This window comes from Streptomyces sp. NPDC047072, assembly GCF_040643855.1.
Classification (GTDB): Bacteria; Actinomycetota; Actinomycetes; order Streptomycetales; family Streptomycetaceae; genus Streptomyces.
Map to the genome: position 1 here is coordinate 20,885 of NZ_JBEYVC010000005.1, position 21,731 is coordinate 42,615.

A 21,731-nucleotide genomic window follows, 5' to 3' on the forward strand; every position below is an offset into this window, starting at 1 on the left:
GTACGACGGGTGCTGTGCTGGTGCTCATTGCTTTTCAATGAAGGGCAGTCCGACGGCGGCGAGTTTCGTCTGCAGGTTGATGTCCCTGGTGGCCACGTAGACGGCGGAGCCTGGGTGCCGGGACTGCAGCAGCAGGGTGGAGGCCACGAAGCGGTCGTCGAGCATGTCCATGTCGAGCCAGTTCGGCAGCCCGTCACCCTTGGGCTCGATGTGCTCGAAGACGGCATGCACATCACCGGCCACCCGCACACCGCGCAGCACATCGCCGTTGGTCCGAAGCCCTTTCAGGCGGCGGTCGGCCTTCTTCGCCGCATCGCGGATGTCGGGGTTGCGACCAGCGAGCTTGTGGTCGTCCAGCTCCCTTAGAACGACGGGCAGCAGGTGGACCATGTACCGATTCCCGAGCAGCGGTGTATAGATCGCCACGTCGGGATCATCGAGCAGCATGTTCGTGTCGACCGCTACACGCACCGCCCAGGCGTCATCCGGCAGGAGCTCGCCCACCTTCCGGAGCGTGGCCACGGCCGCCTTGACCTTGTCGATGGCCTTGTCCATGGTGGCTGGCACGGTGGTGTCCCGGGGGCGTACAAGCCAGCGCCTCAGCAGAGCAAGGCTCCCGTCGAGGCGCTTGGTGACCTCTGGGGTCGGGTGCGGGAACAGCAGCCGGAACAACGGTTCCCATTCCCGTACGCGCCCAAGGAGCTCTATCCTTCGCGTCTCGAGTTCGGGGCCGCTGGGTACCCAGCCCCACTTGGCGGCGCCGAAGTGAACGAAGCCGCTGGACCGGCGGTTAGGGTCGACGTTCCGGATCTGTGAGTCCCCGAGAACCTTCAGGAAATCCGCTTCGATCTGGTCCAGGTCGGACCGGAGGCGTTCCAGGTACGTCGGCGGAGCTTGTGCGGAGGCCATCTGCCGATGATGCCGCACGCCTCTGACAGCCCATTCCTATTCCGCAGGAGTACGGCTCGGGTTCTGTGGGGCGAGGTGAACGACGTCTACAGGCTCTGGATCCCTTGCTCTACCGCTTCAAGGGCAAGGCGCTGGACGTCAGGTGAGTGGGCGAGTCCTCGGATGGTGGACATGACTCCGTTCGCGATGCGCCGGACCACACCGCGGTCCGGTTCAGGGGTCGTGGCAGCCGTCTGGAGGTCGCTCACCTGGGTCAAAAGCCCCTGCTGTTCGTCGGGGTCTGAGGTCAGGGCGGGGGCTAGCTGCTGGATGAGGGTGGCCGCTGCCAAGATCTGTGCCGGGTCGAAGCCGGTCTGTGTCACAGCGTTCTGGGTGAAGCCGGTGCTGTTGGCTGCGATGTTGCCACTGTTGTTAGTGATGTGGAACGTCACGGGGCCGTTGTCCTTCCGACGGATGTAAGCACTGATGTCGCCGTTGTAGTTTTCCACGCAGTCCTCGCCTGCTGGGGTGATCTCGGCGAAGACCGGGCCCGTCATCTGGTCGACCACGCCGGCGCCTTTAGTCAGTCCGTGCCGCTCCAGGTGCGCGGAGGCTCGATCGATCTCGTCTTCCGTGAATCGCATGCCTTGGTCCACGGCGAGGTCGTCGTCTGAGAGCACGTCAAACACGTTTGGCATGGGCACGGCCGGATCCTGGCGCTGTTTCTGGTGCCACAGCCACGTCAGCAGGGCCGTGCGGGAAGCGCTGACGTGAAGCACTGAATCAAGCTGAGGCATGGGCGCCGGCTGCCCGTCGGCGAAAAGTTCACTGTGGGCCTCTTCGAGGACCGCGTTCACCTGCTTGCATGCCTCGCTCACGTAGGCGAGCAGGTCGGAGGCGTGTTCGTAGCGCATGACGTCCTGCGGAATGTCCATCGTCCAGCTGCCGTCCGGCTGCTTGCTGTACGAGTGGTGCAGGAGCGGCTCGCGGGAGAAATGGTCCGGGACCATGCGGATGATGCGGGCGCGCATGTGCGGGAACGCCTCCTGGAGGCTTTCGGAGGTGAGGACGACCCGGGTGACCTCGTTCGGCGAACGCGGGGCGCTCCGCCACAGCATGACCATGTGATGGAGCACCCGCAGGAAAGGATCCCCCAGGTCGGACCGTGCTTCTTGCAGAGCCCAGGCCGCGGCGACCGTCAGTGCGATCCGGGTGTCCGCCGCAAGGATGCGGGGAACCGCCGTGGTGAAGCCGTAGGAGAGTCCCAGCGATCCGACGGCCCCGACACGCGGAAGCGAGTCGAGCACACCCCGCGGGTGTTCCATTCCGAAGGACTTGGCCCTGTGTTCCACCCAGTCCCACATGGGCCACTGGCCGTCCGGATCTGCCGCCTGCTGGGTGCCGATCATGGCAAGCAGCGCGAGTTGCTGCCGACCGAGTTGGACTTCCGTCAGGTCGTGCACGGACATGTTGGCGGTGCCCCCCGGTGCAGAAGTATGGCGACGCCTACGGACACTAGTGGACAGAATCGCGTCAGACTATTTCCGGTGCGCTAGCCAGGTCTGTGCCCAACGGCCCCCGCGTACCGCTCCATCAGGAGTCCCCGGCCGAGCAGGTGGGAAGGGAGTCCTTCCCCGTAGAGACGTAGACGGCGGGGGCCCACTCGCCGCTGTCCATGCGGTACCAGATGCCGTCCCGCTGAGGAGGCTCGGGGCCCTTGTACTCGTCGCCCAAGTCGATAACACGTCCGCCAGTGACCTGGCACTTCACTCTGATCTTGGCGGTCCGGTAGTAGGCATGGACAGACGTACCAGCGCCCTTTTCGTAGGTGTCGTAGACCTTGACGATCGCGCTGGGGTCCTTGGGGTCGTCGGTGCTGCCGACCTCGTCGTTCGACCACTCGATCGTGGCGTCGATGTACGGCTGGGTGTCAGGGGTGGTCGTTCCACCGCTCGTCGACGGACCGGTGTTGCCGCTCGTGTCCCCCGACGACCCGCCTGAGGAACGGGGACTCCCCGAGGTAGCGCCAGAGCCGGTATCACCGGAGGCTGAGCCCGTCGTGCCGCCGGAGTTGCTGCCGCTCCGGGCATCGCTAGCGGGCTCCGTCCCGAGGGAGGTGGCGTAGCCAGGCGAGCTCGCGCTCGGCGTCCGGCTCGCGGTGGGCGAGGGCGAGCCCTTTGAGGGGCCCTCGGACGGGGCCGGGCCGGACGGGCTGCCGTTGACCTCAACGTGCCTGTCCTTCCACGGGTCCGTGTCTGTCAGGGCGTCGCCACCCATCCCAAGCGCGACGAGCAGGAGCGCGACGGCCCGGACGGTCACCCTCTTCGGTTTTCCTCGGATCCCGCCCCAGCCTGTCGGCCGACGGGGAGTGACGGGCAAGCTCTGCGTCACGGGGTTCTGGATGAAGCCGGAGCTGTTGGCTGCGATGTTGCCACTGTTGTTAATGATGTGGAACGTCACCGGAGCGGGGCCGTGCTGACGGTTGTCCGCGCTGTCGGCCTGCTCCTGGCCCGGGGGTAACTGGTCGTTCATCGTGCGGGGTGCCTCCGTTGGACCCGAGCCGATCAGCCTGTGTGATTCGAAATCATCCCAGCCAACCCACACGATCAGCCCCCTGGCCAATAAACCCATAAAATGTTCTTGGTCGCATTCGGTTCGCTACGCGTCCCGCCTGCGGACAGTCCCGTTTCGCGTTCGACGTCTTCTCCCGGCAGCAAGACCTCCACATCGCTCAGGCGGCCAGGAACACGCACTTACTTCGGGGCGTGAAGTCTCAGCCCCGGGTGATCCAGTCGGTCACTGCGGCGGCCTTCATAAGAACGGTCGGTACGTCCACACAGCCAATATCCGAAGGTGAGGGGCCGCGGTGCCGTTCCGCCGGTCTCGATGGAGGACATCGTGTCGTGGTGGGGTCGCGGCGTCGTTGGACGATGCGCCCTCGAGCCGGGCTCAGAGATGTCATGGCTTCTCCTCCGAGGCCCGTGTCGTCTCCTGGAGCAAGACTCACTCTTCGTCGGTCAGGGCCTTGACGAACGACTCTTCGGAGTCCAGCGAGCGGAGCAGGGGACCGAGGAGCCTTCGTGTGACCGTGCCCGGTGCGTCGCGCAACTCGGCCAGGGTCACGCCGGTGCTCTCCTCGTACGTGTCGGCGCTGTACCTGTGGTTACTGGCGAAGATGGACGGCTGACTCCATCGACGTCGGCCACGGAGCCGGTTGGCTCCGACGGCCACCGCCCAGTTCCCGTGGTAGCCCACGTCATCGGAGATCAGGCGGATCAGCTCCAGCATGTGTCGGGTGAAGACGACGGTGGCAGCGTCGAAGATGACCTGCTCCGCATCACCTGGCGACTCGTACGGCCTGGAGGTGCCCTCGGAAAGACGGGTCATGAGCAGCCGCAGCCCTCCGTCCTCGAAGAGCTGAAGCTCGGTGACGGACTCGTCGGAGGAACGGCCTTCCGGGGCGTAGACGCGGCCGGCTCCGAGCCCCGAGGAGCTGAGAGCCACTCCCCGCGCGCGCCGGTGCCCCTGATGGGCGGAAGACAGATCAGGGCTGAAGCCCATCCCGGAAAGCGATGCCCGGGTGCGAGGGGCTTCCAGGGCACGACGGATCAGGGCGTGCAGGCGCTGGTTCCAGTCCCGGGCGCCGGTGATAGGCAGGCACATGTCCCGTCGTCCGGCGGTCGGCTGGGCGATCAGGAAGAGATGGGACTGGGATCCGACGTCGCGCAACGGATCCTCGTCCATCTCCTTGCGCAGCAGGGTGAGAGCGTCGGCCTCGGTATTGCGTCGCCGTGCGTGGAGTGCGACGACTTCGGAGTCGCCCATCTGGTACTTCGTCTTGTCGCCGCGGCCGAAGTACCTGTTGTCGACCATGTGCGGTGCGACGGGGCTAGCCGGGATGTGCACGATGAGGTAGCCGGTCCCGTCGTCGGCCGCAGCGCTGATCTCCTCGGTGAGGATCGTCAGCGGCGGGTCGGGGATGGTCCGGGCCACCTGCTCGATCTTCTCCGGCAGTCCGTTCAGCGGCTGGGGAGCGAGCTCGAAGGTGCGGCTCTCCTTGTTCTCCTGGACGCCGATGATCAGGGCGCCGCCGTGGACGGCAAACGAGGACAGGTCGCGTGCCAGTTCCTTGTTGTCGCCCTTGCTGTTCGGGGCCTTCTTCAGGTCCAGGTGGTGGCTTTCCTCGAACAGGCCGCCGTCGACGGCGGCCTGGAGGTCAGCCTCGGTCTTCGGCATCCACCGGGGGTTGTCGGAGGAGAGGTAGATCGATGTCACTATGGGGTCCCGCTTCCCGTGATCCAAGGCCCGGCACGGGCCGTAGCCCAGGGGGCTGAGCGCCAAGGGTACGGAGCGGGTCCGACAACAGGCCTTCCGTTTTCCGGGACACTGTGGGGCATCCCCCTTCGTCGGTCGGGCGGGGTCAAGACGTCGCGGTCTGCTCACCGCCGGCCTGCGTGGCGGCTTCGACGTCAGTCACGAGCAGCACCTGCGTGAGACGGGCGGCGGAGTCGGCCGGAATGAAGCGAACACAACACCGGTCAATACGGCTTCACGGCACTGCACTCCCACTTCACTCGGCCCGAGGTTGCTGAGACAGGGGTGGGAGCTTCCCTCGATCGATGCGGTCCTGCCAGGTGTCGAGCACGAACTCCGTCACGGTCACGGTGCTGTTCATTGCCAACCTTGCGTGGCGGGTCAGCGCTGGACTCGGTGCGGTGCGTCCGTGGCCGAGTCCGAGCTGGTTGCGCAGCTCGGCCAGGCCCTGCACCGTCGTGGTGAGTGTGCGCAGGATCTTGACCACCGTGGCACTGGCCTTGGCGTGGTCGGCCACGGCGTCGGCATTCAGGCCCAGCAGCGTCGTGACACGCTTGAAGAGGGGCGGCAGGTCTTCTCCGGCCGGGAACTCTATGCCTTGTTGTTCCAAGATGATTTTGCACAAGCTTTCGACGAGTTCCTTACACGAGGCGATCGCTGCGGCCGGGTCGCGTTCCAGGCCAGCTCTGATGCGCTCTTGATGTTCGTGGAGCACTCGGGGGTCGGTCAGGAGCGGTCGAGATTCGAACTTCAAGTCCGGCCGGGCGCCGTGGAAGGACGCTCGGGGGCCGCCTGCGTAGACCGGCAACCCGCTGATGTACTCGGTCGGGTAGAGCTCGAAGCCGTCTTTGGTGAGGATGTCGTTGAGCTTCTCGGCCAGACGTTGGACCTCGGCCGGGTCACGCCGCACCACGGGGTGGAGCATTTCGGCGAGGAAGTTCAAGAGCGGCTGCGGAGAGTCGCTGCTGAGGCCGAAGCGGGAGTCCGTGAACACCCATTCCGGCGGCCAGTCGTCGTTGTTGATGCAGTGCTGCCAGATGTCTTCTCTCGCCGTGAGACGCCGGTAGCCATCGCCTTCGAGAGCGTCCAGGTCGTACAGGCGTTCCAGGAACCTCACCTCGTCCAGAGCGCCCCACCACCAGACCTTCTCGACGACCAGGAGGTCGATAAGGCGCTGGCGAGTGACGACGGTGAGCCGCTGTGGTGCCACCGGCTGCCCTTTCTCATGAGGAGTTCCAGCTCGCGCCGGCTCAGGTTGAGGCTGCGGGTGTGTTCCTCGCAGGCGGGGTCAGTGCGGGGGCCACCTTGCGCCAGGGGGCGTTGGGGTCGGCGAGGGTGTCGAGCATCAGCTCGCACCAGGTGGCGGCGGCACCGACGGCGAAGCGGGCATGCCGGGGGCCGAGCCCTATGGGTGCGGCCAGCCGTCCGTGGCCGGTCCCGTACCGGTTGCGCAGTTCGGCAACGCCGATGGCAGCCGAGGTCAGTGCACCCAGGATGCGCTTGATGCTGTCGGCGTTGTCCGGGCTCTCGCTGTTGCGGGCAGTCGGAACGGCCGCAGGGTGGAGGTGAAGGGCCTGCTGAGCCTGTTTGATCAGCGCGGGCAGGTCCTGGCGTTCGTCGACCGGCAGGTTGCGCTTGAGCAGCACGAGTTTGGCGGTGGCCTCGATGAGCTGCTTGGCAGCGCCGATCGCGTCGTCGGGGTAATCGGCCCCGAACCTGCGGAGCCGTTCGAGTTCGGCGTGGATGCCCGATGCCTCGGACAGGGCGTCAGCGTGCACAACCAGGTGGTCGATGCGTGCGGTGTGCAGGCGGAGTTCATCGTCTAGGCGGCAGCCGTCCCGCGCGAACGCCTCTCGCAGCTCCGCCACCGTGTCGGCAGGCAAGCCGTCCCCACCGAACTTTAGGCTCTCGCGGTCGAGGCGGCGCAGCATGTTCTCGAACACCCGCAGGGCCCGGGTCACATGGTCGTGGTCGGTCCAGTCAACGGACGCGGCGTAGGAGTCGAAGAGCTGTTTGCGGACGCCGCCCTCGCCGGGAGTGGCGTCAGGGTTTTGGGCGAAGTGTTCGTTCTCCCAGTACTCGCCGATCGCCCCTGCCACAAGACCGCTCATCAGTCCCCGGACAGCGTTCCGGGCGGTCCGGGAGAGCAGTTCACGATCAGGGGTGGCCATATAGGCAGATTACGGGGCCGGCATGCACAAGACCCCGGCATTTTCCCCCTTCACCGACGCTCGGCCGGAGGCACGCGGCGTCACGCCTCACCGCCCGAGCGGAGAGCGCCCGAGGCCGTCCACAAGACCAACATCCACGGGAAGGACTGCCCACGGCCGGAAACCCTCAACGCCACCCTGCCGCGCGCACGTCCAGGTTGTCCCAGTCCCGAGCGTAACCGGTCCGGGTCTTGCGAGGCCAGGAGGCGTGCAGCTCCTCGACCGCCTTCGTCTCCAGCGCGTCCAAGGCTGCGGTCGCCGGGTCGTACGCGGCGACCGCGCCGCCGGCCGAGGCGTCGCCGTCCTCGACAGGTTCAGCCTCGACCAGGTCGACCTGCTCCAGCTCGGTGCTCATCTCCTTCCCCGCGGCTGTCTCTGGCCGTCCTGGCCCTGCCAGTCCTCAAAGGGACGGGCAACACCGCAGGCGAAGCAGAAGGTGACGGGGTGGTCCGGTGCCGCCGCGGTGACAACGCCGGGCACTGCCGCCTCCTCGCCGCAGTATGGACAAGGATCGATGGGAGGCTGTGCGGGCTGCGAGAACGGACCGTCCGTCGGTGTGATCCGCCAGGGAACGTCGAGGAACTTGACGACGTAGTCGAATGCGTACAGCTTGGGATCCGCGGCCCACGGGCAGAACAGACACTCGGCCAGTTCCCCGCCCGTCACCAGGGCCCACTGGCGGCAGTTCGGGCACTGCACCGTCCGGTCCCGCAGCGGCCCGAGCTCGTCCTTCAGCCGCTCCATTCGCTGATCGACGAAGGCTCGGATGTACGTGAGGCCGGAGCGGATGAGCTCCACATCGTCCTCGAAGCGTTCGCGCGCCCCGGGCGGTAGCTCTGGCAGTAGGTGTTCGTCCAGGAAGCGGATCAGGAAGTCGAGAACCGCGACCGTACGGGTCTCGATCGTGCCTTCCGAGTCGGTCAGCCCATAGTGCTGGAGAGCGTTGCGCGACTTAGCCAGGGAGACGATCTCCGCCTCTTCCCCGGGCGTGATGGGCAGACCGACGACGGTGCGGAGCCGTAGCAGGGTCTCCTGAGGCGAGCAGCTGACGAAGTCGCCCTCGTCAAACATCTGACGGGTGACCCTCTTCTTCGGGGTCTTCCGGGCCAGATCCAGGTCCTGCAAGACAAGCGTCCAGTGCTCAAGGTAAAGCCGGTACTTCAGCAACACCTCGGTGGCAGCCTGGAGATGGAGCACTGCGTACTTCAGGTTGCGGGGGCTCACCCCGCCCTCGCCGTGGGCCAGGAGCTCGACCACACTCTTGAGGTAATCGAGCCCGTTCTCCACGGGCGGGAAGTCGACACGGACAGCGGTCACGCGCTCGCCGCCTCCCTCGCCTCGCGGGCCGCCCGCGCCCTCTCCACGCCCCGCTTCATGTCCTTCTCGGACTGGGCGTCGGTGTAGGTGACCCGGCACCAGCGGGCCGTGTCGTGGCCTGGGTGGCGGCGCCAGGGGTTCGTCATCCGCACCAGCAGATTCCAGGCGCGTCTCAGGTCGTGCCGCAGATCGAGTTCGCCGTGGAGATCGGCCTGCTCCGGGTCGGCGAGCCACTCCAGGGCGATCCGGGCATCGACCACGAGGTCCTTGACGCCCCACTCGACCGCGCCAGCCATCCTGTGCTCGATGGTGCCGGGCTCGTGCGCGGTGAACTGTTCGGCGGTGCGGGTGGTGAGGAAGGCCTCGATCGCGTCGATGTCCTTGCTCGTGATGTCCACCGTATAGCGCAACTGTTGAGGGTCGGACACTTTAAAGGGGCTGTCCTCTCGGTACGGGCGGCCGGAGTAACCCCTCGTCATGTCCGGTCTACCGCCTCGGGTATGGCACATTATCCGACTCGCCACTGTCGATGACCGGCACCACGTTGCGGACGCCGTCCAGGTTGGTGAACAGCATCTCGCGCTCGGTGCCCGGCGCCTTGGGCACGAGCTTCACCGCCGCCTTCTCGCCGGCAGTGTTCTCCGCCGCGTACACGGCGCCGAAGCCGCCATCCCCGATAGCGGTCCCCACGGTCCACTCCTTGTTCAGCCAGTCTCATGATGCGCGTCGTCTCCATCGTCAACTGCTGTCCCGTGAGGGCGGTTTCGCCTCGCTTCTATGGTCACCGGCCCCACCGACCACGACATGTCAATGTTGTCCCGGTTTCCCCGAGCCGGGCCCTAGGGATGTCATGGCTGCCCCTCCCCCGGGGCCTGCGACACGTCCGGGCCCGTGCCGCCAGGCGCCAGTGGCCCACCCGAGGCTTAACGGGAGTGCATGCACCTGCGTGTACTGCTTCGCCCGCAAGACGCACAGCTATCTGGACCTCGACACAGGGCTCGGCTTCGACTCGCAGATCGTGGTCAAGGTGAACGCCCCGGAGCTGCTCAGGCGCCAGCTGGGCTCGCGCCGCTGGACCGGCGACCACATAGCCATGGGCACCAACGTCGACTGCTACCAGCGCGCGGAGGGCCGCTACCGCCTGATGCCGGGCATCCTCGCCGCCCTGCGCGACCACGCGAACCCCTTCTCGATCCTGACCAAGGGCACCCTGATCCTGCGCGACCTGGACGTGCTGCGGCAGGCGGCCGAGGTGACGGACGTCGGCATCTCGGTGTCGGTCGGCTTCACCGACCCCGAGCTGTGGCGCACCGTCGAGCCGGGCACGCCGGCCCCGCAGCGGCGCCTGGACGTCGTACGGACGCTGGCCGAGCACGGGCTCGGGTGCGGGGTCCTGATGGCGCCGGTGATCCCGTTCCTGAGCGACCATCCGGACCGGCTGCGGGCGACCGTGCGCGCGATCGCCGCCGCCGGGGCCACCTCCGTCACCCCGCTGGTGCTGCATCTGCGTCCGGGCGCCCGGGAGTGGTTCATGGCCTGGCTCGCGCGGGAGCACCCGTATCTGGTGGGCCGTTACCGGCGGCTGTACGCGGACGGCTCCTACGCGCCCAAGTGGTACCAGCGCCGGATCACCCGTCAGGTCCACGAGCTGGCCCAGGAGTACGGCATCGGCCCGGCCGGTCCCGGGATGCCGCGCCGGATCGCGGCGCCGGACCCCGCGGCGGACGAGGTGTCCGAACCGACCCAACTCACGTTGATCTGAGAGCGTTCGGGCGCTATCGGCGGCCCAATTGGGTCAAGTATTGCCAGAACACGTTCTTCCGGGCGCCGTTTCCGGGACGATGCGGCGTGGACCGTGACATCCGCGGCCCCACACCCTCCGTCCTGGGAGGACTTCATGAGAAAACGCGCAGCCGTGTTCTGTACCGCCGCCGCCGTCGTGGCCGGGGCCTTCACCGCCCTCCCCGCCGACGCGAGCACCCCGCAGAACGCACCCGCCGCGACGACGGCGAAACCCACCTGGAAGAAGTGCGGTACCACCGACTACCCGACGCTCCAGTGCGCGTCCCTCAAGGTGCCGCTCGACCACGCGAACCCGCACGGGAAGCAGATCACCCTCGCGCTCTCGCGTGTCCCGCACACCGCGAAGAAGTACCAAGGTCCGCTCCTGGTCAACCCGGGCGGCCCCGGCGGCAGCGGTCTCACGCTCGCCGGTTTCGTCGCCGCCTCGCTGCCCAAGGCCGTCGCGGCGCAGTACGACGTCATCGGCTTCGACCCGCGCGGCGTCGGCAAGAGCACGCCCGCCCTGAACTGCAAGCCGGGCTACTTCAACCCCGTGCGACCGGACTCCGTGCCGAGCACGCCGGCGATCGAGAAGGCCAACCTCCAGCGCGCCAAGTCCTTCGCCGCCGCCTGCGGCCGCAAGTACGCGAGCGTGCTGCCGTACATCAACACGGTCCAGGCCGTGCGCGACATGGACTCGATCCGGCAGGCCCTGGGCGCCAAGAGGATCAATTACTTCGGTTACTCCTACGGCACCTATCTGGGCGCGGTCTACGCCAAGCTCTTCCCGCACCAGGTGCGCCGCCTGGTCCTGGACTCGATCGTCGACCCGACGGGCGTCTGGTACGACGACAACCTCGGCCAGGACTACGCCTTCAACGACCGGCACCGGGCGCTGATGGCGTGGATCGCCAAGTACGACTCCACCTACAAGCTGGGCACCGATCCCGAGAAGATCGAGGCCACGTGGTACGCGGTGCGCGCGGCCCTGGCCAAGAAGCCGGCCGGCGGCAAGGTGGGCGCCTCGGAGTTCGAGGACACCTACATCCCGGGCGGCTACTACAACGGCTACTGGCCCTACCTCGCCGAGGCGCTGTCGGCGTACGTGAACAAGAAGAACGCCGACCCGCTGGTCGAGGCGTACGAGAACTTCGCGGCCGTCGACGCCTCCGGGGATAACGGCTACAGCATCTACACCTCGGTGCAGTGCCGTGACGCCTCCTGGCCGCGCGACTGGGGCCAGTGGCAGAAGGACAACTGGGCGGTGTACGAGAAGGCTCCGTTCATGGCCTGGAACAACGCCTGGTACAACGCGCCGTGCGCCTTCTGGCCCACCAAGTCGCTACACCCGGTGAACGTGGCCAACGGCAAGCTGCCGCCGACGCTGCTCTTCCAGGCGACGGACGACGCGGCGACGCCGTACCAGGGCGGTGTGACGGTCCATCGGCTGCTCGCCCGCTCCAGCCTCGTCGTCGAGCAGGGCGGCGGGAACCACGGCATCACGCTGAGCGGCAACGCCTGCCTCGACAAGTACCTCGCGAAGTACCTGACCGACGGCTCGGTGCCGCGCGGTCACGGCGAGGCCGACGCGGTCTGCCAGAAGCTGCCCGACCCGAAGCCGCTGACCTCGAAGGCGGCCTCGACGTCGTCGCGCGGCTCGGCACTGCACGGGCTGGTCGGCTTCCGCGGCTGACGCCTTCGACCGGTCGACGATCCGTCGGGGACGGGCGTTGTCAGTGGTGTGGTCCACCATGGAGCCATGACCGAACTGACCAGGATCCCCGCCCCCGACGGTGTCGCCCCCGCCGCCCAGTACAGCCATGTCGTCCTGGGCAGCGGCCGTTTCGTCGCGATCTCCGGCCAGGTCGCCCTCGACGGGGACGGCAAGCTCGTCGGCGAGGGCGATCCCGCCGCCCAGGCCCGCCAGGTCTTCGAGAACCTCCGCCGCTGTCTGGCCGCGGCGGGCGCGGACTTCGACGACGTCGTGAAGCTCACCTACTTCGTCACGGACATGACGCACATGCCCGCGCTCCGCGAGGCCCGCGCCGCGCACATACCCGACGACCGGCTGCCGGCGGCGTCCGCCGTGCGGGTCGCCGGGCTGGTGCGGCCGGAGTTCCTGATGGAGGTCGAGGCGTTCGCGGTGGTGAGCCCGTAATTCCGAGGCCTGTCCGGCCCGTGGTACCTAGGGTGCCGTCATGGACGACGACCGCCTCCTCATCCGCGAGATGACCCTGGCCGACTGCGACCGCGTGGCGGAGATCCGCGTCCGCGGCTGGCAGAACGCCTACCGGGGTCTGATGCCGCAGCCCTTCCTCGACGCGATGAGCGTGACAGAGGACGCCGAGCACCGCCGGTCCCGCTTCAGCACGGCGCACCCAGAGATCCGCAACCTCGTCGCCGAGTGGGACGGCGAGGTCGTGGGCTGGGCCTGCGACGGCCCGTACCGCGACGGCGAAGCACGCACCGCCGAGGCCGAGTTGTACGCCCTGTACGTGGACGCACGGCGCCAGGGCGCCGGCATCGGACACGCCCTGCTGCTGGAGTCGCTCGGGTACCGCACGGCCCTCGACCACGGCCGCATGTGCCTGTGGGTCCTCAAGGGCAACGCCCACGCCCGCCGCTTCTACGAGCGCCACGGCTTCGAGGCCGACGGCGTGGAGGAGCCCTTCGAGGTGGACGGGGTCGCGGTGCCCGAGGTGCGGTACGTCCGCGAGCTGCCCCACTGACGGCACCTCACCCGTCGTCGGGGATCCGCTTCAGCGCCCGTACCGCCGCCTCCGCGAGCGCCGGATGCGCGAGGGCCTCGTTCAGTACGGGTCTGGCGCGGGCGTCGCCCAGGGCGCCGAGGCCCTCCACACAGGCGAGGGCCACGCGCCGGTAGGGGTCGTGCGGTCCGAGTCTGCGCCGGAGCGTGGTGATCAGCGCCGGGACCGACTCGGGGGCGGCCAGTTCGGCGAGGAGCCGTACGGGATGCAGGGCGTAGGCGACGCGCAGTTCGTTGGTGGCGAGGGCGGCGGCCGCGCGGGCCGTGCGCGGGTCGCCGAGCCGGGCCAGGGCGTACGCGGCGGAGGCGCAGCGCGGCGGATCGCGGTGGTTGAGCAGCAGGACGAGTGCCTCGAAGGCCCGCGGGTCCCCGGCGAGCCCGAGCCGGAAGGCGGCCAACTCCCGGGCCCACAGCGGGTGTCCCGGCTCGGTGAGCACCGCGGCCAGTTCGTCGTGGTCCTCGGTGGACAGGAGACGGTCGTGGGCGAGCGTTCCTCCCGACTCCTGCCGTAAGCGCTCCGTGAGCGATCGCAACTCTTCGTCCATGAGACGCAGCCTAGGCGGGGTCCCGGGGCGTGGGGACGTACATCACAAAGACCGGGGGCTGGCGCGCTCGTTACCCACCGGTTAAGCTCAGACGAGCGAGTTACCCACTCGCGGAACTCCTTGTGGCGGCCTGGTGACGCAGCCGCCGCAAGAGCAGTCGGTTCGGTACCTCAGGTACCACAGCATTTTCGTACGACCTGGCTTGGGACAGGGCCGGTCGGTCTCCACCGTTCTGAGGGCGTGTGCACGCCCGTACGACGGCCCCGGGCGTGTGCGCTCGCAGCCCGGCAACACCCGCATCCTCACGCACCCGGTGCGCCCTTCGGCGTACCGGGTCGCGTTCCCAGTCGTCACCCTCATTCCTGGAGTCCCGCGATGGCCGCTCCCCTGTCCGACACCTCTCCGTCCCCGCTGACGACCATTGCCGTCGTCGGCCTCGGCACCATGGGCACCGGCATCACCGAGGTCCTCGCCAAGGCCGGCCGTCAGGTCGTCGGCATCGACATCAGCGAGGCGCAGGCCGCCAGGGCCGTCGCCGCCCTGGAGTCCGCGACCGCCCGCGCGGTGGAGCGCGGCCGGCTGACCGACGAGGAACGCACCGAGGTCCTCGCCCGGCTGCGCACCTCCACCGATCTGCGGGAGGCGGCCGACGCCGATCTCGTCATCGAGGTCGCGCCGGAGTCGTACGAGATCAAGCACCAGATCTTCCGTGAGCTGGACGGCATCGTGCGCCCGGAGACGATCCTCGCGACCGGCACCAACGCTCTCTCGGTGACCCGCCTGGCCGCCGACTCGGCCCGTCCGGAGCGCGTGCTGGGCCTGCACTTCTTCAACCCGGCCCCGGCGATGAAGCTGGTCGAGGTCGTCTCCTCGGTGCTGACCGCGCCGACCGCCGTCGCCGCGGTCACCGACCTCGCCCTCGACCTCGGCAAGGAGCCCGTCGCGGTCGGCGACCGGCCCGGGTTCGTCGCGGACGGGCTGCTGTTCGGCTACCTCAACCAGGCGGCCGCGATGTACGAGGCGCGCTACGCCTCCCGCGAGGACATCGACGCGGCGATGCGGCTCGGCTGCGGCCTGCCCATGGGCCCGCTGGCGCTGCTCGACCTGATCGGCGTCGACACCGCGCGCACCGTCCTGGAGGCCATGTACGCCGAGTCCCACGACCGGCTGCACGCCCCCGCCCCGATCCTCAAGCAGCTCAGCGAGGCGGGCCTGACCGGCCGTAAGTCGGGGCGCGGCTTCTACACGTACGAGGCGCCGGGCGGTGCGACGGTCGTGCCGGACGCGCTGACGCCCGCGGCGGACTCCGCGCGGGTCCCCGGGCGCGAGGTCCGCTCCGTCGGGGTCGCCGGGTCCGGGACCATGGCGTCCGGGATCGCCGAGGTCTTCGCCAAGGCCGGGTACGAGGTCGTCCTCGCCGCCCGCAGCGAGGAGAAGGCGCAGACCGCGAAGGCCCGGATCGGCAAGTCCCTCTCCCGTTCCGTCGACAAGGGCCGGATGACCGCCGAGGCGGCGGCGCGGACCCTGGACCTGATCACCCCGGCGGGTTCCTACGAGGCCTTCTCCGACGTCGACCTTGCCGTCGAGGCCGTCGCCGAGGACCTGGAGGTCAAGCAGCAGCTGTTCCAGGCGCTGGACAAGGTCTGCAAGCCCGGTGCGGTGCTCGCCACCACGACCTCCTCGCTGCCCGTCGTGGCCTGCGCCCGCGCCACCTCGCGGCCGCAGGACGTGATCGGCATGCACTTCTTCAACCCGGCGCCGGCGATGAAGCTGGTCGAGGTCGTCCGTACGGTGTTGACGGCCGAGGACGTCCACTCAACAGTTCACGAGGTGTGTGGACGGATCAAGAAGCATGCCGTCGACTGTGGTGACCGTGCAGGCTTCATCGTCAATGCACTGCTTTTCCCGTACCTAAACAACGCGATCAAGATGGTGCAGGAGCACTACGCGTCTCTTGACGACATCGACGCGGCGATGAAGCTGGGCGGCGGCTACCCCATGGGCCCGTTCGAGCTCCTCGACGTCGTCGGCCTGGACGTCTCGCTCGCGATCGAGAAGGTCCTGCACCGCGAGTTCCGCGACCCGGGCCTGGCGCCGGCCCCGCTCCTGGAGCACCTGGTGGCCGCGGGCTGCCTCGGCCGCAAGACCGGCCGCGGCTTCCGCGAGTATGCCCGCCGCTGACGGCGTCGGCGACTGGTTCACCGACGGGACGGACTGGGGCGGGCTGCTGGATCCCGGTGGCCCTCCCCCGTCCGCCCGGCCCGGCGCTCCCCCGCCCGCGCGGGGCGGGGGGAACGGCGGACTCGCGCGCCGTCCTGCACATATGCAGTACGTTCGGGGCATGTCCCAGCCCGCCAGGTCCTCCCGTACACCAGCCACGCCCGACGCGCCCGAGAGTGCCGCAGGCAGTCGCGCGGCCGCCCAGCGGCTCAAGATGCGCCGAGAGCTGGCGGCCGCCGCGATGGAGCTGTTCTCGACCAAGGGGTACGAGGCGACCACCGTCGACGAGATCGCCGCCGCGGCCGGGGTCGCCCGCCGCACCTTCTTCCGCCACTTCCGCTCCAAGGAAGAGGCGATCTTCCCCGACCACGACGACACCCTGATCCGGGCCGAGGCCGTCCTCAACGCGGCCCCCGCGCACGAGCACCCGCTCGACACGGTGTGCCGCGGCATCAAGGAGGTCATGCGGATGTACGCGGCCCGGCCGGACATCTCGGTCGCCCGCTACAAGCTCACGCGCGAGGTGCCCACCCTGCGCGAGGCCGAGATCGCCTCGGTCGCCCGCTACGAGCGCCTCTTCACCCGCTACCTCCTCGGCCACTTCGACGAGCACGCCCACGACGACGACGCCAACGACGACCCGCTGCTGGCGGAGGTCGCCGCGTCCGCCGTGGTCACGGCCCACAACCACGTCCTGCGGCGCTGGCTGCGGGCGGGCGGCCAGGGCGACGTGGAGACACAGCTGGACCACGCCTTCGCGATCGTGCGCAAGACCTTCGGTACGGGCATCGGGGCGGGCCGGACCACCGTCCCGCAGCCGTCGGCCGCGACCGTCTCCACCCACGGCGAGGTGCTGGTCACGGTCGCGCGGACGGACGCCCCGCTCGACGAGGTGATGCGGACCATCGAGGAGGCGCTCAAGGAGCGCTGAGCGGCTCCTCGACGCTGTCACGACGACGCTGTCACGACGACGCTGTGACGACGGCCACCCTTCGGGGTGGCCGTTTTGGCACGTCAGAGACCCATTTCGGGCACCTTTCACCCTCCGTTCGATCGATCATCGCTCATTTGTTACGTAAAGATTTCATCTGAGGTGAACTTCTGGCACTCAGTGCCTTGCACGGTGGCACGCGGTGTCTTACGTTGAGGGAGTCCGGGCGACTGTCCCGGCGGGTCTACCGCCCGCGTGCCCCGGACGCCTGCGTCACAGGCAACCTCCCGCGCCACAAAGCGCTGCCGAACACCAAGACCGCCGCATCGACGGCACCGACGTAACCCTCAGCGCCCCTCCCTCAGGGCGCGTATCGCCGGAGGCAACACCGTGACCACGAAGGACATCCTGGACGCGATCCAGTCCCCGGACTCGACGCCGGCCGACTTCGCCGCCCTGCCGCTGCCCGAGTCGTACCGCGCGATCACCGTGCACAAGGACGAGACGGACATGTTCGCGGGCCTGGAGACCCGCGACAAGGACCCGCGCAAGTCGATCCACCTCGACGAGGTGGCGCTGCCGGAACTCGGCCCGGGCGAGGCCCTGGTCGCCGTCATGGCATCGAGTGTCAACTACAACTCGGTGTGGACCTCGATCTTCGAGCCGCTGTCGACCTTCGGCTTCCTGGAGCGCTACGGCCGCACCAATGACCTGGCCAAGCGCCACGACCTGCCGTACCACATCATCGGCTCCGACCTCGCGGGCGTCGTCCTGCGCACCGGCCCGGGCGTCAACGCCTGGAAGCCCGGCGACGAGGTCGTCGCGCACTGTCTGTCGGTCGAGCTGGAGTCCAGCGACGGCCACAACGACACGATGCTCGACCCCGAGCAGCGGATCTGGGGCTTCGAGACCAACTTCGGCGGCCTGGCAGAGATCGCACTTGTCAAGTCGAACCAGCTGATGCCGAAGCCGGACCACCTCAGCTGGGAGGAGGCCGCCGCTCCCGGTCTGGTCAACTCCACCGCCTACCGGCAGCTGGTCTCGCGCAACGGCGCCGGCATGAAGCAGGGCGACAACGTGCTGATCTGGGGCGCGAGCGGCGGCCTCGGCTCGTACGCCACACAGTTCGCGCTGGCCGGCGGCGCGAACCCCATCTGCGTCGTCTCCAGCCCGCAGAAGGCGGACATCTGCCGGGCGATGGGCGCCGAGGCGATCATCGACCGCAACGCCGAGGACTACCGGTTCTGGAAGAACGAGCACGAGCAGGACCCGCGCGAGTGGAAGCGGTTCGGCAAGCGCATCCGTGAGCTGACCGGCGGCGAGGACGTCGACATCGTCTTCGAGCACCCGGGCCGTGAGACCTTCGGCGCCTCGGTCTACGTCACCCGCAAGGGCGGCACCATCGTCACCTGCGCCTCGACCTCGGGCTACAACCACGAGTACGACAACCGCTACCTGTGGATGTCCCTGAAGCGGATCATCGGCTCGCACTTCGCCAACTACCGCGAGGCCTGGGAGGCCAACCGGCTCATCGCGAAGGGCAAGATCCACCCGACCCTGTCCAAGGTGTACTCCCTGGAGGAGACCGGGCAGGCCGCCTACGACGTGCACCGCAACCTCCACCAGGGCAAGGTCGGCGTGCTGTGCCTGGCCCCCGAGGAGGGCCTCGGCGTGCGCGACGAGGAGATGCGCGCCAAGCACCTCGACGCCATCAACCGCTTCCGCAACATCTGAGACACCCGGGGTCATAGATGACTGAGCGTCAGAACGCCGACGGGGCAAGGGAGAAGGACCGGCCGTGGCTCATGCGCACGTACGCCGGCCACTCCACGGCCGAGGCGTCCAACGAGCTGTACCGGCGCAACCTCGCCAAGGGCCAGACCGGTCTGTCGGTGGCGTTCGACCTGCCGACGCAGACCGGCTACGACTCCGACCACATCCTCGCCCGCGGCGAGGTGGGCCGGGTCGGCGTGCCGATCGCGCACCTCGGTGACATGCGCCGGCTGTTCCAGGACATCCCCCTGGAGCAGATGAACACCTCGATGACGATCAACGCCACCGCCATGTGGCTGCTGGCGCTCTACCAGGTCGTCGCCGAGGAGCAGGGTGCGGACATCACCAAGCTCCAGGGCACGACCCAGAACGACATCGTCAAGGAGTACCTCTCGCGCGGGACGCACGTCTTCCCGCCGGGCCCGTCGCTCCGCCTGACGACCGACATGATCGCGTACACGGTCTCCCACATCCCCAAGTGGAACCCGATCAACATCTGTAGCTACCACCTCCAGGAAGCCGGCGCCACGCCGGTCCAGGAGATCGCGTACGCGATGTCGACGGCGATCGCGGTCCTGGACGCCGTGCGCGACAGCGGCCAGGTGCCGCAGGAGCGCATGGGCGACGTCGTCGGCCGTATCTCCTTCTTCGTGAACGCGGGCGTCCGCTTCGTCGAGGAGATGTGCAAGATGCGCGCCTTCGGCCGCATCTGGGACAGGATCACGCTGGAGCGGTACGGCATCCAGAACCCCAAGCACCGCCGCTTCCGCTACGGCGTCCAGGTCAACTCCCTCGGCCTGACCGAGGCGCAGCCGGAGAACAACGTCCAGCGGATCGTCCTCGAGATGCTGGCCGTGACGCTCTCCAAGGACGCACGCGCGCGTGCCGTGCAGCTGCCGGCCTGGAACGAGGCGCTGGGTCTGCCCCGGCCCTGGGACCAGCAGTGGTCGCTGCGCATCCAGCAGGTCCTCGCCCACGAGAGCGACCTGCTGGAGTACGAGGACATCTTCGAGGGCTCGCACGTCATCGAGGCGAAGGTCGCGAAGCTCGTCGAGGAGTGCCTCGCGGAGATCGAGCGGATCGAGGAGATGGGCGGCGCGATGGCGGCCGTCGAGTCGGGCTACCTGAAGTCGCAGCTCGTCTCCTCGCACGCCGAGCGGCGGGCCCGTATTGAGTCCGGTCAAGAGAAGATCGTGGGCGTCAACATCTTCAACACGACCGAGCCCAATCCACTCACCGCGGATCTCGATCAAGCGATCCAGACAGTTGATCCAGCTGTCGAGGCCCGTGTCATCTCGTCGCTCCAGAACTGGCGCGACACCCGCTACCAGCCGCCGTTCAACCACCCGCGCCCCTGCAAGGCGCTGGAGAAGCTGAAGGAGGCCGCCCGGGGAACCGGCAACCTCATGGAGGCCACCCTGGAGTGCGCCCGCGCGGGTGCCACGACCGGTGAGTGGGCCGGGGCCCTGCGGGAGGTGTTCGGGGAGTTCCGGGCGCCCACGGGCGTCTCCTCCGCGCCGGTCGCGGTCCCTGCCGAGGAGGGCTCGGCGATGGCCGAGGTGCGCCGCAAGGTCGACCTCACGGCGAAGGACCTCGGCGTCGGCAAGCTGCGCTTCCTGGTCGGCAAGCCGGGCCTGGACGGGCACTCCAACGGCGCCGAGCAGATCGCCGTACGCGCGCGTGACGCGGGCTTCGAGGTGGTCTACCAGGGCATCCGGCTGACTCCCGAGCAGATCGTGGACGCGGCTCTCGCGGAGGACGTGCACGCGGTCGGCCTGTCGATCCTGTCCGGCTCGCACGCGCAGCTGGTTCCGGACGTACTGGAGCGGCTCAGTGTGGCCGGTGCCACAGATGTACCTGTCATCGCCGGTGGGATCATCCCCAATGGAGACGCCGAACAGCTCAGGGCTGCCGGCGTGGCCGCGGTCTTCACCCCGAAGGACTTCGACATCACCGGAATCATCGGCCGCATCGTCGACGAGATCCGGAAAGCGAACAAGCTCGACCCCCTGGAGGTCCCCGCATGACCGTCAACCGTCTGCGTCCCCGCCGCTCGTGTCTCGCGGTACCGGGAAGCAACCCCCGCTTCCTGGAGAAGGCGCAGGGCCTCCCGGCGGACCAGGTCTTCCTCGACCTGGAGGACGCGTGCGCCCCGCTCGCCAAGCCCGAGGCGCGGCACACCATCGTCAAGTTCCTCAACGAGGGTGACTGGACCGGCAAGACGAGGGTCGTGCGCGTCAACGACTGGACGACCGAGTGGACGTACCGCGATGTCGTCACGGTCGTCGAGGGCGCGGGGCAGAACCTCGACTGCATCATGCTGCCGAAGGTGCAGGACGCCCAGCAGATCGTCGCTCTCGACCTCCTGCTGACGCAGATCGAGAAGACGATGGGCTTCGACCTCGGCAAGATCGGTATTGAGGCGCAGATCGAGAACGCGCAGGGTCTCAACAACGTCAATGAGATCGCTCAAGCCAGTCAACGTGTCGAGACGATCATCTTCGGCCCGGCCGACTTCATGGCGTCGATCAACATGAAGTCGCTGGTCGTGGGCGAGCAGCCGCCCGGCTACCCGGCGGACGCCTACCACTACATCCTGATGAAGATCCTGATGGCCGCCCGCGCCAACAACCTCCAGGCGATCGACGGCCCCTACCTCCAGATCCGCAACATCGACGGCTACCGCGAGGTCGCCCAGCGCGCCGCGGCCCTCGGCTTCGACGGCAAGTGGGTGCTGCACCCGGGCCAGGTCGAGGCGTCCAACGAGATCTTCTCGCCCTCGCAGGAGGACTACGACCACGCCGAGCTGATCCTGGACGCGTACGACTACTACACGTCCGAGGCGGGCGGCAAGAAGGGCTCGGCGATGCTCGGCGACGAGATGATCGACGAGGCCAGCCGCAAGATGGCGCTGGTCATCTCCGGCAAGGGCCGCGCGGCCGGTATGCAGCGCACCTCCAAGTTCGAGATCCCGGAGGCGTGAG

General features: G+C 68.3%; 19 protein-coding genes and 1 pseudogene. 9 read left to right on the plus strand and 11 right to left on the minus strand.

All coding sequences use genetic code 11. The features are described from left to right. Positions 1-24: 24 nt before the first annotated feature. The 10 genes from ABZ896_RS03415 to ABZ896_RS03460 all read right to left on the minus strand — a co-directional run bounded on the left by ABZ896_RS03415 (position 25) and on the right by ABZ896_RS03460 (position 9,419). On the minus strand, positions 25-909 hold the full coding sequence (locus ABZ896_RS03415) for a PIN domain-containing protein (protein ID WP_360921153.1): 885 nt from the start codon (positions 907-909) through the stop codon (positions 25-27). An 86-nt stretch (positions 910-995) separates the two neighbouring features. Further along, positions 996-2,357, minus strand: coding sequence for a hypothetical protein (locus tag ABZ896_RS03420; RefSeq protein ID WP_360921154.1), 1,362 nt, complete (start codon positions 2,355-2,357; stop codon positions 996-998). 124 nt (positions 2,358-2,481) lie between these two features. Then, entirely contained in the window at positions 2,482-3,420 is a 939-nt protein-coding gene (locus ABZ896_RS03425) for a hypothetical protein (RefSeq protein WP_360921157.1), read from the minus strand. A gap of 471 nt (positions 3,421-3,891) precedes the next feature. After that, the gene (locus tag ABZ896_RS03430; protein ID WP_360921160.1) at positions 3,892-5,163 is read right to left on the minus strand and encodes an ATP-binding protein; all 1,272 of its coding nucleotides are present in this window, start codon (positions 5,161-5,163) and stop codon (positions 3,892-3,894) included. 295 nt (positions 5,164-5,458) lie between these two features. Continuing rightward, a complete protein-coding gene (locus ABZ896_RS03435; protein WP_360921163.1) occupies positions 5,459-6,412 on the minus strand; it encodes an abortive infection family protein in 954 nt (317 codons plus the stop codon). A 40-nt stretch (positions 6,413-6,452) separates the two neighbouring features. Continuing rightward, complete coding sequence (locus tag ABZ896_RS03440; protein ID WP_360921166.1) at positions 6,453-7,373, minus strand: abortive infection family protein; 921 nt, start codon at positions 7,371-7,373, stop codon at positions 6,453-6,455. Between the two features lie 166 nt (positions 7,374-7,539). Further along, on the minus strand, positions 7,540-7,767 hold the full coding sequence (locus tag ABZ896_RS03445; RefSeq protein ID WP_360921169.1) for a hypothetical protein: 228 nt from the start codon (positions 7,765-7,767) through the stop codon (positions 7,540-7,542). Beyond that, positions 7,764-8,699, minus strand: coding sequence for a serine/arginine repetitive matrix protein 1 (locus ABZ896_RS03450; RefSeq protein WP_360921172.1), 936 nt, complete (start codon positions 8,697-8,699; stop codon positions 7,764-7,766). The genes ABZ896_RS03445 and ABZ896_RS03450 overlap by 4 nt, the downstream gene beginning before the upstream one ends. A 26-nt stretch (positions 8,700-8,725) precedes the next feature. Continuing rightward, positions 8,726-9,157: a hypothetical protein gene (locus ABZ896_RS03455; RefSeq protein WP_360921175.1), complete on the minus strand. Its 432-nt coding sequence runs from the start codon at positions 9,155-9,157 to the stop codon at positions 8,726-8,728. A 58-nt stretch (positions 9,158-9,215) separates the two neighbouring features. Continuing rightward, positions 9,216-9,419: a hypothetical protein gene (locus ABZ896_RS03460; RefSeq protein WP_360921178.1), complete on the minus strand. Its 204-nt coding sequence runs from the start codon at positions 9,417-9,419 to the stop codon at positions 9,216-9,218. A 253-nt stretch (positions 9,420-9,672) separates the two neighbouring features. Between ABZ896_RS03460 and ABZ896_RS03465 the strand changes: the two are divergent. From ABZ896_RS03465 to ABZ896_RS03480, 4 genes and pseudogenes are all read left to right on the plus strand, one after another. Beyond that, a pseudogene (locus ABZ896_RS03465) lies at positions 9,673-10,491 on the plus strand (radical SAM protein); the annotation flags it as partial. 135 nt (positions 10,492-10,626) lie between these two features. After that, entirely contained in the window at positions 10,627-12,204 is a 1,578-nt protein-coding gene (locus tag ABZ896_RS03470) for an alpha/beta hydrolase (protein ID WP_360921180.1), read from the plus strand. A gap of 66 nt (positions 12,205-12,270) precedes the next feature. After that, positions 12,271-12,669 (plus strand): RidA family protein, encoded by a 399-nt coding sequence (locus ABZ896_RS03475; RefSeq protein WP_360921183.1) that lies wholly within the window; start codon positions 12,271-12,273, stop codon positions 12,667-12,669. A gap of 40 nt (positions 12,670-12,709) precedes the next feature. Then, a complete protein-coding gene (locus tag ABZ896_RS03480) occupies positions 12,710-13,240 on the plus strand; it encodes a GNAT family N-acetyltransferase (protein ID WP_360921186.1) in 531 nt (176 codons plus the stop codon). A gap of 7 nt (positions 13,241-13,247) precedes the next feature. On the opposite strand, the gene ABZ896_RS03485 is transcribed toward ABZ896_RS03480, so the two are convergent. Further along, complete coding sequence (locus ABZ896_RS03485; protein ID WP_360921189.1) at positions 13,248-13,823, minus strand: adenylosuccinate lyase; 576 nt, start codon at positions 13,821-13,823, stop codon at positions 13,248-13,250. Between the two features lie 375 nt (positions 13,824-14,198). On the opposite strand from ABZ896_RS03485, the gene ABZ896_RS03490 reads away from it, so the two are divergent. From ABZ896_RS03490 to ABZ896_RS03510, 5 genes are all read left to right on the plus strand, one after another. Continuing rightward, the gene (locus ABZ896_RS03490; protein ID WP_360921192.1) at positions 14,199-16,004 is read left to right on the plus strand and encodes a 3-hydroxyacyl-CoA dehydrogenase family protein; all 1,806 of its coding nucleotides are present in this window, start codon (positions 14,199-14,201) and stop codon (positions 16,002-16,004) included. Between the two features lie 160 nt (positions 16,005-16,164). Next, positions 16,165-16,974 (plus strand): TetR family transcriptional regulator, encoded by an 810-nt coding sequence (locus tag ABZ896_RS03495; RefSeq protein WP_360921195.1) that lies wholly within the window; start codon positions 16,165-16,167, stop codon positions 16,972-16,974. Positions 16,975-17,364: 390 nt separating this feature from the next. After that, positions 17,365-18,708 carry a crotonyl-CoA carboxylase/reductase gene (gene ccrA, locus ABZ896_RS03500; protein ID WP_360921198.1) on the plus strand — a complete coding sequence of 448 codons (1,344 nt, stop codon included), beginning with the start codon at positions 17,365-17,367 and terminating at the stop codon, positions 18,706-18,708. 17 nt (positions 18,709-18,725) lie between these two features. Beyond that, complete coding sequence (locus ABZ896_RS03505) at positions 18,726-20,774, plus strand: protein meaA (protein ID WP_360921201.1); 2,049 nt, start codon at positions 18,726-18,728, stop codon at positions 20,772-20,774. Continuing rightward, a complete protein-coding gene (locus ABZ896_RS03510; RefSeq protein WP_360921204.1) occupies positions 20,771-21,730 on the plus strand; it encodes a CoA ester lyase in 960 nt (319 codons plus the stop codon). The genes ABZ896_RS03505 and ABZ896_RS03510 overlap by 4 nt, the downstream gene beginning before the upstream one ends. Position 21,731: the final 1 nt, after the last annotated feature.